Annotated in this window: 13 protein-coding genes; 8 read left to right on the forward strand and 5 right to left on the reverse strand. The window is 66.5% G+C overall.

Going from position 1 to position 14092, the window contains the following annotated elements; genetic code table 11:
- The 6 genes from aruF (at nucleotide 1) to NCR35_RS06820 (ending at nucleotide 7021) form a co-directional block, all read left to right on the forward strand.
- Nucleotides 1-1047 (forward strand): arginine/ornithine succinyltransferase subunit alpha, encoded by a 1047-nt coding sequence (gene aruF / locus NCR35_RS06795; RefSeq protein ID WP_250533755.1) that lies wholly within the window; start codon nucleotides 1-3, stop codon nucleotides 1045-1047.
- The gene (astA, locus tag NCR35_RS06800) at nucleotides 1044-2072 is read left to right on the forward strand and encodes an arginine N-succinyltransferase (RefSeq protein ID WP_250533756.1); all 1029 of its coding nucleotides are present in this window, start codon (nucleotides 1044-1046) and stop codon (nucleotides 2070-2072) included. Before aruF ends, astA begins: the two co-directional genes overlap by 4 nt.
- A gap of 12 nt (nucleotides 2073-2084) precedes the next feature.
- Nucleotides 2085-3557 (forward strand): succinylglutamate-semialdehyde dehydrogenase, encoded by a 1473-nt coding sequence (gene astD, locus NCR35_RS06805; protein WP_250533757.1) that lies wholly within the window; start codon nucleotides 2085-2087, stop codon nucleotides 3555-3557.
- Between the two features lie 15 nt (nucleotides 3558-3572).
- Nucleotides 3573-4949 carry an N-succinylarginine dihydrolase gene (astB, locus tag NCR35_RS06810; RefSeq protein WP_250533758.1) on the forward strand — a complete coding sequence of 459 codons (1377 nt, stop codon included), beginning with the start codon at nucleotides 3573-3575 and terminating at the stop codon, nucleotides 4947-4949.
- Nucleotides 4933-5946, forward strand: coding sequence for a succinylglutamate desuccinylase (gene astE, locus NCR35_RS06815; RefSeq protein WP_250533759.1), 1014 nt, complete (start codon nucleotides 4933-4935; stop codon nucleotides 5944-5946). Before astB ends, astE begins: the two co-directional genes overlap by 17 nt.
- 262 nt (nucleotides 5947-6208) lie before the next feature.
- Entirely contained in the window at nucleotides 6209-7021 is an 813-nt protein-coding gene (locus NCR35_RS06820) for an ABC transporter substrate-binding protein (protein WP_250533760.1), read from the forward strand.
- Between the two features lie 83 nt (nucleotides 7022-7104).
- Here NCR35_RS06820 and NCR35_RS06825 read toward each other — a convergent pair whose 3' ends face one another.
- The 4 genes from NCR35_RS06825 to NCR35_RS06840 are packed head-to-tail and all read right to left on the reverse strand — an operon-like array spanning nucleotide 7105 to nucleotide 11882.
- The gene (locus NCR35_RS06825) at nucleotides 7105-7968 is read right to left on the reverse strand and encodes an efflux RND transporter periplasmic adaptor subunit (protein WP_206467970.1); all 864 of its coding nucleotides are present in this window, start codon (nucleotides 7966-7968) and stop codon (nucleotides 7105-7107) included.
- 50 nt (nucleotides 7969-8018) lie between these two features.
- Nucleotides 8019-8219 (reverse strand): DUF1656 domain-containing protein, encoded by a 201-nt coding sequence (locus NCR35_RS06830; protein ID WP_206467971.1) that lies wholly within the window; start codon nucleotides 8217-8219, stop codon nucleotides 8019-8021.
- The gene (locus tag NCR35_RS06835) at nucleotides 8209-10401 is read right to left on the reverse strand and encodes an FUSC family protein (RefSeq protein WP_250533761.1); all 2193 of its coding nucleotides are present in this window, start codon (nucleotides 10399-10401) and stop codon (nucleotides 8209-8211) included. The genes NCR35_RS06830 and NCR35_RS06835 overlap by 11 nt, the downstream gene beginning before the upstream one ends.
- Before the next feature lie 11 nt (nucleotides 10402-10412).
- Nucleotides 10413-11882: an efflux transporter outer membrane subunit gene (locus NCR35_RS06840; protein ID WP_250533762.1), complete on the reverse strand. Its 1470-nt coding sequence runs from the start codon at nucleotides 11880-11882 to the stop codon at nucleotides 10413-10415.
- Nucleotides 11883-12136: 254 nt separating this feature from the next.
- Between NCR35_RS06840 and NCR35_RS06845 the strand changes: the two genes are divergently transcribed.
- A complete protein-coding gene (locus NCR35_RS06845; protein WP_250472085.1) occupies nucleotides 12137-13075 on the forward strand; it encodes a LysR family transcriptional regulator in 939 nt (312 codons plus the stop codon).
- Between the two features lie 133 nt (nucleotides 13076-13208).
- Entirely contained in the window at nucleotides 13209-13373 is a 165-nt protein-coding gene (locus tag NCR35_RS06850) for a hypothetical protein (RefSeq protein ID WP_250472086.1), read from the forward strand.
- Here the strand turns inward: NCR35_RS06850 and NCR35_RS06855 are convergent.
- Nucleotides 13370-14077: an SOS response-associated peptidase gene (locus NCR35_RS06855; protein ID WP_250533763.1), complete on the reverse strand. Its 708-nt coding sequence runs from the start codon at nucleotides 14075-14077 to the stop codon at nucleotides 13370-13372. The two genes, NCR35_RS06850 and NCR35_RS06855, sit on opposite strands and share 4 nt — an antisense overlap.
- Nucleotides 14078-14092: the final 15 nt, after the last annotated feature.

The following is a 14092-nucleotide window of genomic DNA, read 5'->3' on the forward strand; positions in this document are numbered from 1 at the left end:
ATGCTATTCGTTCGTCCGGCAAGACTCTCCGATCTCGACGAGCTCGAGCGCATGGCGCGCTCGGCCGCGCCCGTGCTGCACTCGTTGCCGCGCGACCGGCGCGCGCTGGAAACGCGCGTCGCGCTCTCCGAAGATTCGTTTCGCGCCGAAGTCGATTTCCCGGGCGAGGAGTTCTATCTCTTCGTGCTGGAAGACGCGCGCACGGGCAAGCTCTACGGCACGTCGAGCATTGTCGCGTCGGCGGGCTACTCGGAGCCGTTCTACACGTTTCGCAACGACGCGCTGATCCACGCATCGCGCGAACTCAAGGTGAACCGCAAGATTCACGCGCTCACCATGTCGCATGAACTGACGGGCAAGAGCCGGCTCACGGGCTTTTATATCGATCCGTCGCTGCGCACGCCCGAGGGCGAAGCGACCGCGCATCTTCTTTCGCGCGCCCGCATGATGTACATCGCGGCGAACCGCAAGCGCTTTTCGAGCGAAGTGTTCTCGCTGATGCTCGGCGTCACGGACGACGCGGGCGTGTCGCCGTTCTGGGAAGCCGTCGGCCGGAAGTTCTTCGGCCGTGACTTCGAGCAAGTCGAACTGGAGTCGGGCGGGCGCAGCCGCACGTTCATTGCCGAAGTCATGCCGACGTATCCGCTCTATGTGCCGCTTCTGCCCGGCGAGGCGCAGCGCGTGCTCGGCGAGCCGAACGCGAGCACGCTGCTCGCCTACGACATTCATCTCGAAGAAGGCTTCGAGCCGGACCGTTTCGTCGATATTTTCGACGCCGGCCCGGTGCTGACGCTCGCGGTGGACAAGAGCGCATCCGCGAGTTCGGGCGAACTGCGCGCGGTGCGCGAAGGCACGGACACGAAAGGCGCGGCGTATCTCGTCGCGGCGGGCGGGGCGCACGAGTTCCGCTGCATCGTCGCGGACCTGACGGGCACGCGCTCGGACGGCGCGGCGTTGAGCGCCGATGCGTGCGGCGCGCTCGGCGTCGCGGAAAAGGACACGGTGCGTTGCGTGCCGCTGCATCAAGCCTCGGGAGAATTGCAATGATCGTCGTGCGCTGCGTGCAGCCGGGAGATGTCGACGCGCTCGTCGCGCTGGCGCTGGAAACGGGCCCGGGGCTCACCACGTTCAAGCCGGATCGCGCCGCGCTGGCGGCTCGTGTCGAGCGCGCGCGGCGCACGCTCGCGGGCGAGGCCGAGCCGTTCGAAGCCGGCTACTTCTTCGTGATGGAAGACACCGCCACGGGCGATGTCGCGGGCGTGTGCGGCATCGAAACGGAAGTCGGGCTGGAGCAGCCGTTCTACAACTATCGCGTGTCGACGGTCGTGCATGCAAGCAAGGACATGGGCGTGTGGACGCGCATGTCGCTGCTCAACATCTCGCACGATCTCACGGGCTATTCGGAGGTTTGCTCGCTGTTCCTGAGCCCGCGTTATCGCACGGCGGGCGTGGGCGGGTTGCTGTCGCGGTCGCGGTTCATGTTTATCGCGCAGTTCCGGGAGCGCTTTCCGCAGCGGCTGTGCGCGGAGTTGCGCGGCCATTTCGACGAGAACGGCGAATCGCCGTTCTGGAACGCGGTCGGGTCGCACTTCTATCAGATCGACTTCAACGAAGCCGATTACTTAAGCTCGCACGGCAAGAAGTCGTTCCTCGCGGAACTGATGCCGCGCTATCCCGTGTATCTGGACTTGCTGCCGGAGTCCGCGCAGCAGACGGTCGGCGTCACGCACCGCGACACCGCGCCCGCGCGCAAGATGCTCGAAGCCGAAGGCCTGCGTTACGAGAACCACGTCGATATTTTCGATGCCGGTCCGGTGCTCGAATGCCACATCGCGGACTTGCGCACGGTGCGCGAAAGCGTGCTGGCGACCGTGCGCATCGGCGAGCGCGACGACGCGCAAAGCCATGCGAAGAGCCTGGTATCGAACACGTCGTTGGACGACTTCCGCTGCGGCGCAACCTCCGGCGCGGTCGAAGACGGCACGTTCCTGCTGACCGCCGACGAAGCCGCCGCCTTGCGCGTGAAGAACGGCGACACCGTGCGCGTGCTGACCTCGCCGCGTGCGAAATAACTGAGAGACGTCATGGATATCCGAAACCAGTTGTATATCGGCGGTGAGTGGCAGGACGGGCAGGGCGCGTCGTTCGCGTCGCGCAATCCGGCAAGCGATGAAACCGTGTGGCAAGGCGCGAGCGCATCCGCCGACGACGTGGATCGCGCTGTGTCCTCGGCGCGGCGCGCGTTCGCGTCATGGTCGGCCGTGAGCTTCGATGAGCGCGTGGCGGTGGCGAAGCGTTTCGCGTCGCTGCTGAACGAGAACAAGGAATCGCTCGCGCACGCCATCGGCCGCGAAACCGGCAAGCCGCTCTGGGAGGCGCGCACCGAAGTGGCGTCGATGGCCGCGAAGGTCGATATCTCCGTGCAGGCGTATCACGAACGCACCGGCGAAAAGCGCGCGCCGATGGCCGATGGCGTCGCCATGTTGCGCCACCGGCCGCATGGCGTGGTCGCCGTGTTCGGGCCGTATAACTTTCCGGGGCACTTGCCGAACGGCCATATCGTGCCGGCGCTGATCGCGGGCAACGCGGTCGTGTTCAAGCCTTCGGAACTCGCGCCGGGCGTCGCGGCGGCGACCGTCGCGTTGTGGATCGAAGCGGGGCTGCCTGCGGGCGTGCTCAATCTCGTGCAAGGCGAAAAGGACACGGGCATCGCGCTCGCCAACCATCGGCAGATCGACGGCCTCTTCTTCACCGGCAGTTCGGATGTCGGAACGCTGTTGCATCGCCAGTTCGGCGGGCGGCCGGAAATCGTGCTGGCGCTGGAAATGGGCGGCAACAATCCGCTCGTCGTCGCGCCGGTCGCGGACATCGACGCAGCCGTGCATCACACGATTCAATCGGCGTTTCTTTCGGCCGGTCAGCGTTGCACGTGCGCGCGCCGTCTTTTCGTCCCGGACGATGCGTTCGGCGAGCGTTTCCTGCAACGCTTCGCGGAAGTGAGCGCGGGCATCCGCATCGGCGCGTACGACGACGAACCGCAGCCGTTCATGGGCGCGGTCATCTCGGCGCGGGCGGCGGCGCGGCTCGTCGCGGCGCAAACGCAATTGATCGAAGCCGGCGCACGGCCCTTGCTTGCGATGCAGCAGCGCGCGGCGAATCTCGGTTTCGTCACGCCCGCGATTCTGGATGTGACCGACGCCCGCGACGTTCCCGACGAAGAGCACTTCGGCCCGATGGTGCAACTCACGCGCTACAAGACTTTCGATGAAGCCATCGAGCGCGCGAACGACACGGCTTTCGGCCTCTCCGCCGGCCTGCTCGCCGACGACGAGACCGCGTGGAGGCACTTCCAGCGCACGATTCGCGCGGGCATCGTCAACTGGAACCGGCCGACCAACGGCGCGTCGTCGGCGGCGCCCTTCGGCGGCGTCGGGCGCTCGGGCAACCATCGGCCGAGCGCGTATTACGCGGCGGACTACTGCTCGTATCCGATGGCGTCCGTCGAAAGCGCGCAATTGCAGATGCCCGCGAGCGTTTCGCCGGGTCTCACGTTCTAAGCACCGGAATCCGACATGCAGGCACAGCAAGCCAATCAGACCCACGAAGCTCGCGAGGCGAGCGAAGCGAATTTCGACGGGCTCGTCGGGCCGACGCACAACTATGCGGGGCTGTCGTTCGGCAACGTGGCGTCGCGCAATAACGAGAAGTCGGTCGCGAATCCGAAGGCCGCGGCGAAGCAGGGCTTGCGCAAGATGAAGCGGCTCGCGGACCTGGGCTTTCATCAGGGCGTGCTGCCGCCGCTCGAACGTCCGTCCATCCGGCTGTTGAGAAGTCTCGGCTTCACAGGAACGGACGCCGCCGTGATCGAGCGCGCCGCCGTTGATGCGCCGGAACTGCTCGCGGCCGCGAGTTCGGCCTCCGCGATGTGGACCGCCAACGCCGCGACCGTGAGCCCTTCGGCCGATACCGCCGATGGCCGCGTCCACTTCACGCCCGCGAACCTTGCGGCGAAGCTGCATCGCGCGATCGAGCATGGCGAAACGCGCCGCTCGCTTGCCGCGATCTTCGCCGACGAAGCGCGCTTTCGCATTCATCATGCGCTGCCGGGCACGCCCGCGCTCGGCGACGAAGGCGCGGCCAATCACACGCGTTTCGCGCGTGAGTACGGCGAGAAGGGCGTCGAGTTCTTCGTGTATGGCCGCAGCGAATACGGCCAGGGGCCGCAGCCGCAGCGCTTTCCCGCGCGGCAGACGCTGGAGGCGAGCCGCGCGGTGGCGCGCCTGCACGGACTCTCGGACGCATCGACCGTGTTCGCGCAGCAATCCCCCGATGTGATCGACGCCGGCGTGTTCCACAACGACGTCATCGCGGTCGGCAATCGCACGACGCTCTTCTGCCACGAGCGCGCGTTCTTGGATCAGCAGAAGGTCTACGACGAGCTCGCCGCGAAACTCGCGCAACAAGGCGCCGCGTTCAAGGCCCTCGAAGTGCCGCAGAGCGAAGTGAGCGTGGCCGATGCGGTGTCGTCGTATTTGTTCAACAGCCAGTTGCTGTCGCGGGCGGACGGCACGCAAGTGCTCGTCGTGCCGCAGGAATGCCGCGAGAATGAGCGCGTGGCGGCGTATCTGGATTCGCTCGCCGGTCGGGCGACGCCTATCGACGAAGTGCTCGTCTTCGATCTGCGCGAGAGCATGAAAAACGGCGGCGGCCCGGCGTGCCTGCGGCTACGCGTCGTGCTCAACGGTGCCGAGCGCGCGGCGGTGAACCCCGGCGTGTGGATGAACGACGCGCTTTTCGCGCGCCTCGACGCGTGGATCGACACGCATTATCGCGATCGCCTCGCGCCCGCCGATCTCGCCGATCCGCAACTGCTGGATCAATCGCGCAGGGCGCTCGACGAACTGACGACGCTTCTCGGACTGGGCGCGATCTATGACTTCCAGCACTGAGCTTCTCGACGACTTTCTCGCGTTCTGTCTCGCGGGCGAAAAGCCTGCGACGCGGTCCGGCACGGCGGCATCCGGCGTGCGCTGGACGTGGCAGGGCGAAGGCGTCTTGCTGCTGGAACCGGCCGCGCAACCCGTGACGCATAGCGTGATCGCGTCTGCCGGCATTCACGGCGATGAAACCGCGCCGATCGAAATGCTGTCGCGCCTCGTCGCCGATATCGCGAGCGGGAAGGCCGCGCTCGCGGCCCGGGTGCTGGTGATCCTCGGCAACATCGGCGCGATGCGAGCGGGCGTGCGCTATGCCGACGACGACCTCAATCGCCTGTTCAGCGGCCGTCACGCGAACTTGCCTGCGAGCGCCGAAGCGCCGCGCGCGGCCGAGCTCGAACGCGCGGCGCGCGGCTTCTTCGAAGGCGTCGCCCATCCGAAGTGGCATATCGACATGCATACGGCCATTCGCGCGTCGGTCTTCGAGCAGTTCGCGCTGTTGCCCTACACCGGCGCGCCGCTTTCCCGCGCGATGTTCGACTGGTTGCAGGATGCGCGTCTGCAAGCGGTGCTGCTGCATCGGGAGAAGGGCAACACGTTCACGCATTTCACCGCCGAGCAGTGCGGTGCGCTCGCGTGCACGCTCGAACTCGGCAAGGTGCGGCCCTTCGGTCAGAACGATCTCGCGCGCTTCGCGGCATCGGATGCGGCTTTGCGGCGGCTCGTCGCGGGCAACGCGCCGGTCGAAGAGGCGCCGCTGCGCGTATTCACCGTCGTTGCCCAAATCGACAAGCAGAGCGAAGCATTCGTGCTGAACGTCGCAGCCGATGTGCCGAATTTCACGGCGTTTCCGGCAGGCGCGGAGCTCGCGCGCGACGGCGATTACAGCTATCGCGTGACGCACGACGAAGAGCGCATCGTGTTTCCGAATCCCAAGGTGAAGCCGGGTCTACGCGCCGGTCTGATGGTCGTCGATACCACCGACGCGACGCTCGCATCGCTCGAATAATCCCGCCTCCTTGCGCCCGGACTTGCATGGGCGCGACATCCGCTTGCCAGTTTTCGTTTCCGCTTTTGCCGCACACGCCGCGCGCCGCCGCGCGGGTGCGGCTTCTGGCGCGCGCTACAATCGCGGCCTTGTCCATGATGCGGCGCATCAAAAATCTGCGCCTCGTTTGAGCGTTTTTATTGACGCCGCGATTCTGCAATGGTCGGCGTTGTGCCGCATCGGACGACAGATCACGAAACACACTGGAAGGAGATCGCAGTAGATGAAATCGCAATGGATCAACCGCAAGTTCGCCGCGCTCGCCGTGCTCGGCGCCATGACCGCCGCGGGCGCCGCGTCGCTTAATGCGCACGCCGCCGATAACATGAAGGAACTGCGCTTCGGCGTGGAGGCGTCGTACGCGCCGTTCGAATCGAAGACGCCGACGGGCGAGCTGACGGGCTTCGATATCGACATCGGCAACGCGGTCTGCGCGAAGCTCAAGATGAAGTGCGTGTGGGTCGAGAACTCGTTCGACGGGCTGATTCCGGCCCTGGAGGCGCGCAAGTTCGACGGCATCAATTCGGACATGACGATCACCGACAAGCGCAAGCTCGCGATCGACTTCACCGATCCCATCTACACGATTCCGAACCAGCTGATCGCGAAGAAGGGCAGCGCGATTCTCCCGACGGTCGACGGCCTGAAGGGCAAGCGCGTCGGCGTGCTGCAGGGCTCGATTCAGGAGACCTACGCGAAGGCGAAGTGGGCGCCCGCGGGCATCGACGTCGAGTCGTATCAGGCGCAGGACCAGATTTACGCGGATCTCGCGTCGGGGCGTCTGGATGCGGCGTTCCAGGATGCCGAGGCGGCGTCGAAGGGCTTTCTGAAGCAGCCGCAGGGCGCGGGCTTCGCGTTCGCGGGCCCGGCCGTGAGCGACGACAAGCTGCTCGGCTCGGGCGTGGGCTTCGGCGTGCGCAAGAGCGACAAGGCGCTGAAGGACGCGCTCAACCGCGCGCTGAAGGAGCTGAAGGACGATGGCTCCATCGACCGGCTTGCCGCGAAGTACTTCGATGTGAGGGTGGTGTTGAAGTAAGGGCGTGACGGTGGTGCGAAGCCCGCTTCCGGTCGTGGCCGGGGCGGGCTTTTTTGCGTCTATGAATGGCTCAGATCGGCGGCTTACATCGACGGCGCAATCACCACCGTGCACGTCGTCCCCGCCGCGAGCATGACGCCTTGCGGCACCTCGTCGATTCTCACGCGCACCGGCACGCGCTGCGCGAGCCGCACCCAGTTGAACGTCGGGTTCACGTCGGCGAGCAGTTCGCGGCTTTGCGGATTGTCGCGATCATAAATGCCGCGCGAAATGCTCTCCACATGTCCGGTCAGTTCGCCGCCGCTCATCAGGCGAATCTGCGCGCGGTCGCCCACGCGCACGTGCGGCAGCTTCGTTTCCTCGAAGTAGCCGTAGACCCAGAACGAATGACTATCGACGATGGCGAGCTTCGCCGCGCCCGCCGTCGCATAGTCGCCGCGATACACGTTCAGGTTGGTCACGTAGCCGTCCACCGGCGAATAGACCTTCGTACGTTCGAGATTCAGCTTGGCCGCATCCAGCGCGGCCTGCGCCTGCTGAAGCTGCGCCGCCGCCGTCGATGCCGTCTGCATCGCGTTCTCCTGCGCTTCCTTCGAGACGACGAGGCTGTCCATGTCCGCGCGCCGCGCCGCGTCCGAGCGCCGCATGCGCAGTTCGGCGGCGCGCGCCGCCACGTTCGCCTCGGCCTGCTCGACCGCGATCCGGTAATGCGACGGATCGATCTCCATCAGCAGATCGCCTTTCTTCACGAACTGGTTGTCGCGCACGGGCATCTGCACGACCGCGCCCGACACGTCCGGCGCGACGTTGACGACATCGGCGCGCACGCGGCCATCGCGCGTCCACGGCTCATCCATGTAATGCACCCACAGCATGCGGCCGATGACGAGCGCGGCCGCGAAGATGACGATCGTCATGACGAAGCCGATGATTTTCCTGAGGACCATGATGCAACTCTTGTGAACGTGTGTGAACCTGTGTGAGCGAATGACTGCTTTCAGCGATACACCGCGAGCCCGAGCGCGCCGCAGATGCAGACGAGCAGGCTCGCGCGAAACAGCGCCGGATGCCAGACCACGCGATAAATGCCAGTGAGTGCGAGCGCGCGGTCGATCACCCATGTAATCAGCGCGCCCGCGACGAACAGAAGCAGGAGCGTCGGCACATAGGCTTCGAGAATCGCGGTGTCACGCGGCATGGGGCGCTCCGGTTGGCAGATCGGAATGAGGCATGGCGAACGGCGACTCGGGATCGAGCAGCGCGGTGCGAATGAAATGCAGATGACTCGCGATGCGTTGCAACCGATGCCGCTCCTCGCGCGGTCGATTCGACGCGGCGATGTGACGCTGCACATCGGCGATGGCGGTTTCCGCGCAGCGCAGCGCGGCATCGAAGCGCGCCGTATTCGGGCGATCGAAGAGACGCGCGACGGCATCGAGCGTGGCGTCGATCGCGCGCCGCCACGGTTGAGCAGCCGCATGGTCCGGCGCGTCGGACAGCGCGGCGATCTCGCGCCGCAAGTCGATGACCGCGCGGCCGACCTCCAGCACCGCAAAGAGCCAACGCAGCGCCTCGCGTTGCAGCGCGGGCCGGCCGGCGGCGAGCGCGTCGATTTGCGAGAGAACGTCGCGGGTGCGGCTTTCGAAGCGCGTCGCCACGTTCGTCAGGCGGCCGCGTCGCGCGAGCACGACTTCGCGGCGCAGGTCGGCTAGCAACAGACGCCGCAGCCACGGCGCATCGGTGGGCAGGATGATCGCGAACGCGACGGCCGAGACGATCATCGACAGCACGAGCGCGATGCCGTCGTTCATGAAGCCGGTGGGATCGTAGTGAACGAGGTTGTCCGGCCCCGCGAGAAAGCAGAAGAAGATGCAATAACCGATGCCCACGCCCGCCACCGGACGCCGCGTGCTCAGGAATGCGCCGAGCAAGAGGGCGGGCACGAGCGCGACGCACATCAGCACGAAGCCGTCCATGTGCGGGAAGACGCCGAACACGACGATCATGCCGACGACCGCGGCGAGCGCCGTGCCGATGGCCATTTGCGCCGACATGAGCGTCGGGCGCGGCGAGGACGACGCGAGCGCGCAAACGGCCGCCGCGTTCAGCACCATCGTGCCGCCGCTCGGCCACGCGGTGGCGATCCAGAACGCGCTGAGCACGAACATCACGATCGCGCCGCGCACGCCGGAGATCGCGGCGGCGACGAGGTTCGTCTTCGGCACGTAGCGCGCGGTCCAGCGTTCGCGTTCATGCGACGGCGCAGCCAGCGACGCGTACGTTTCGGCGTACGCCAGCATGTCGTCGACGAAGCGGTAGAGCAGTTCGGTCGCGGTATCGAATTCGAGCGGCGCAAAGGCCGCGTCGCTCGCGATCGTCTCGCGCGCCGAACGCACGCGCTTCGGCAGCGCGGCCTTGAACTCCCGCAAGCGCGCGGCGGCGTGGGCGGCTTCGGCGGCATTGCGCACGGGCTCGCCTGCGTCGAGCAAGAGCGGCGGGACTTCGTGGATGAACGGCGTCAGCGCCGCGATGGTCGTCGCGGACGCGCTGTCGCGCAGTCGGTTCATCAACTGATGCAGCGCGTGAAAGCGCGTCGAGGCGGTCATGAATTCGCTGTTCAGACGCGCGAGCCGTCCGCCGCGCCGCCGCGATTCCGGGTGTTCGAACACGGCGACACTGCGCGCCGCCTCGAAGCCGACGACATCGGCGACGAAGCCCAGATTCGCCCGCTCGATCTGCGCGCGCTCCATGTCGCCGGACATCGCGCGGCATACGTAATCGACGAACTGCGCGAAGCGGCGGCGCACCGTCGCGCGAATCTGCTCGCCCGCGTGCTGCGGAAAAACGAGCGCGCTGACCGTGCCCGCGCAGACGATGCCGAGCGTGACTTCGCCCACGCGCGTGAGCGCCGACAGGTACGCGCCGTCCGGATGCTGCGCGGCCGGAATGCCGATCAGCGCCGCCGTGTAACCCGCGAGCACGAAGCCGTACGAGCGGAAATTGCGGTTGCGCGCCGCGCCCGCCGTGCAGATGCCGACCCACAGCGCCGTCGCCGACAGAAAGAGCACCGGCTGCTGCGCGAAAACGGCGATCAGCGCGAGCATCACGACGAGACCGACCATCGTGCCGCAGAAACGATAGAAGCTCTTCGCGAGCACCATGCCGCTTTGCGGCTGCATCACGACGAAGACTGTGGTCATCGCGGTGCGCGGCTGCTGCATGTCGAGGCGCATGGCGATCCATAGCGCGAGCAGCGCCGCAAGCACCGCCTTCAAGATGTAGACCCACGCGAGGCCGTCGGTGCGCGCCCAGTCGGCGAGCGCGTCCATTGCAGATTGATGCGCGGATTGATGTGCAGGTTTGGCAGTTAAGGACGACATGCGCGTTCCCTCTACTTCTCGCCGGCGATGCGAGCGAGCGGCCCGATGTGCTTCGACGGCGCGAGCTTCGCCGCGTCCGGTCCGTTCGCGGGATCGTCGATGCCGCCGCCGAGCGCGGCCGTGAGCGTCGCGTACGCGGCGAGCCGCTGCGCCCGCACGCGCGCTTCGCCGTCCTCTGCGCGCAGCAGTTGCGACTGCGCGATGAGCACGTTGACGTAATCGGTCAGGCCGCGCCTGTAGCCTTCGTTGGCGAGGTCGTAGTTCTTGCGCGCGGCGGCGACCGAGCGGCCCGACGTTTCAAGCTGCGTGTCGAGCGATTGCACGCGCACGACCTGATCGGCGATGTCCTTGAGCGCCGCGACGAGCGTCGCGTTGTAGTGGTCGACCGCCTGATCGTATTGCGCCGACGCCGCGCCGAGTTGCGCGCGCAGCCGTCCGCCTTCGAAGATCGGCAGCGAGAGCGCCGGGCCGAACGCGTAGCCGGTCGCCTGGCTCGTCAGAAAGCTCAACAGCGCGCCGCCCGCGAACATCTGCGTGAGCGATGCCGCCAGATTGATGTTCGGGTAGAACTGCGCCTTCGCGACGTCGATGCCGCGCGCCTCTGCCGCGACCATCCAGCGCGCCGCGACGATATCCGGCCGATGCCCGACGAGTTCCGCGGGCAACGAAGAGGGCAGCGGCAGCGGCGTCGCGAGCGACAGCGCCGGGCGCGTGAGCGCTTCGCCCGCGCCGGGGCCTTCGCCCGCGAGCGCGGCCAGTTGATGACGCGCGAGCTCGATCGCTTCCTTGTACAGATCGATCTGGCGTTCGTACTCGGGCAGCGGCGCTTCGGCCTGGCTCACTTCGAGCTGCGTGCCAATCCCGCCTTTCAGCCGCCGCCGCGCCAGTTCGGCAATGCGCGCCTGCTGGTCGTACGTTTGCTGCGCGATGTCGAGCAGCGCGAACGACTGCGAGAAGCCGACGTAGGCGCGCACGATGTTCGTTTCGAGTTCGAGTTGCGCGGCCCGCGCATCGGCGGCCCGCACGTGGGCGACATCGAGCGCGCGCTCGGCGGCGTGCTCGTCGCGGCCCCACAGGTCGAGATCGTAGGAGAGAGTCAGACCGGCCGTGTTGTCCCAGGTCGTGGCGTCCGCGAAAGGCCCGGGCCCGTAGAACGCGTTGTCCGGCCATTTCTTGCGGGTGACGCTCATGCTGCCGTCCACATGCGGAAACAGCGCCGAGCGCGCGACGCCCGCCTGTTCGCGCGCCTCGCGCACGCGCGCCGCGGCCATCGCTAGCGTAGGATTGCCGGCCGTCGCCCGGGCGATCCATGCGTCGAGTTGCGGGTCGCGGTAGGCGCGCCACCATTGCGCATCGGGCCAGGCGGCGTCGGCATCGGCGGCGCGCGTGGCCGCTTCGATTGCGTGGCCGGCATCGAGCGTCGAAGCGTCCTCCAGCGAGTCCTGCGGCGCGATGTTGCCGGTGCTTGCGCAGCCCGCCATCGTGAGTATTGTTGTAAGCAGCGCGGCGCAGCTTGCGCGTCTGAACCCCCGGCCTTGCACGTTCCACTCCTCAATCGCAAAAAGAATCGACCAAGCGGTGATTATATTTTTGCAACGATCCGCGAATAACCGGCGCTCTCGCAAAGAATTCTTGCAGATCGTGAGAGAATGCGGACTTCTAGCCCATGCAACAATGCGAGGGCAGTCGCTCAGGTCTGACGAGACGACAGGACAGTTCAGGGTCGAAGAACGATATGGACACGCTCCAAAACATGCGCGTATTCGTGCGCGTGGTCGAGGCGGGCAGCTTCACCGCCGCCGCGCAACATCTAAATACGACGACCGCGTACGCGTCGCGGGCGGTGTCGGATCTGGAGGCGCATCTGCGCACGCGCCTTCTGAATCGCACGACGCGCCGTATCGCGTTGACCGAAGCGGGCGAGCGTTACCTGCAACGCTGCGAGCAGATTCTGGCGTATGTCGATCAGGCCGAAGCCGAGGCGAGCGACGCGCACGCGCGTCCGGCCGGGCGTCTGAAAGTGCATTCGATGACGAGCTTCGGTCAGCATTACGTCGTGCCGATGATCTCGCGCTACCAGGAGCGGCATCCTTCGGTGCAGGTCGACCTGACGCTCGCGCAGCGCATGCCGGACCTGCTCGACGAAGGCTACGACGTGTCGCTCGTGCTCGCCTCCGAGTTGCCGGACTCGGGCCTCGTATCCGCGCGGCTCGGCACGGTGTTCAGCATCGCGTGCGCGTCGCCGGCGTATATCGAGAAGCACGGCGCGCCGCACACCCTGGCCGATCTGGCGCACCACACCTGTCTGCATCTGATCACGCCGGTGTTTCCGCCCGGCCGATGGGTCTTCGACGGACCGAACGGGCAGGAGACCGTGACGCTCGGGCCGTCCACGTTCACGGTGAACGTCGCCGAAGCGATGGTCGTCGCGATTCGCGAGAACATGGGCATCGGCGTGCTGCCGACGTCGTCCGCGCTGCCCGCGCTGCGCGCAGGGACGCTCGTGCGGGTGCTGCCGCAATACACGATGCAGGAATTGCGGGTCTACGCGCTGTATCCGTCGCGCCAGTATCTGGACGCGAAGATCCGCACATGGGTCGAATTCTTGCGCGAGGCGCTGCCGGCGACGCTCGCGGCCGACGATGAGTCGCTCAAAGAGTTCGTCGCGACCTGATACGCTCGCTTGAGTCTTTCGTTACCGAATAAAGCGCGGTGCAACACTTGCTTACGCCCGTTTCGTCCGCAGCTTGGTAACGTCTGGACTCGTCTGGACTCCCCTCAACGCAACTTTTCCGGGAAAACGTCGAATGAGCACGCCTTTGTTGTTCGCCCTTGCCGCGCTGCTGGTGTTGGTCGCCGTGCCTGCCTCGCGCGATCTCTTTCAGGCAATGCGCGCCCAGTCCGAGCGTGAGGCCAAGCGGCGCCTCGTGCCGGTGCGGATCGACGACGAGCGCGATCGCTATCGTCGCTAAGCGGCTTCCAGCGGCTCGATGAGACGCGGTTCGTCGTTGACCGTGCGATTGACGTCGCTCGTCACCCGATGCCAGACAAAGTGCGCGGCCGGCACGCCATCGCTTTTCACGAGCGCTTGAAGATCGGCGGGCGTGGCCGTCGCGTCCAGCCAGCGCCGGGCCGCAGAGGGCGAAAAGACGAGCGGACGGCGGTCGTGCACATCGACCAGACCCTCGTCTGCCTTCGACGTCACGATCACGAAGCCCGCGCCCGGCGTCGCGGCGTCTTCATCGCGCACGATGCTCGTGAGCGCCGCCAGAAACATCGGCTCGCCGTCCGCGCGGCGAATGTAATACGGCTGCTTGAAAGGCTTGCCCGCGCGATCGCCCGGGCGCGGTTCCACGCGCCATTCGAACCAGCCGTCCGCCGGCACGAGGATGCGCGCGTTGCGCCACAAGTCTCTGAAATACGCACTCGTCGATGCCGTCTCGACGCGCGCGTTGATCGTCTGCGGCAGTTTCTTCTCTCGGGCCCACGACGGGCAGTAGCCCCAATGGACCGCTCGAATGGTCTCGTCGGGATAGACCGCGAGCGGATGCGTGCCGGGCGACAGGTTATAGCCGGGGCGGCGGTCGGCGGCGTCCACGAGTACGAACGGGTTCTTCAGATGCAGGCGCTCGGCATAGTGCATCGGCAGTCGGTACTGGCTGATTCGGCCGCACATGGCGTTCCTCCCCTT

It is taken from the genome of Caballeronia sp. AZ10_KS36 (assembly GCF_023631105.1).
Taxonomy (GTDB): domain Bacteria; phylum Pseudomonadota; class Gammaproteobacteria; order Burkholderiales; family Burkholderiaceae; genus Caballeronia.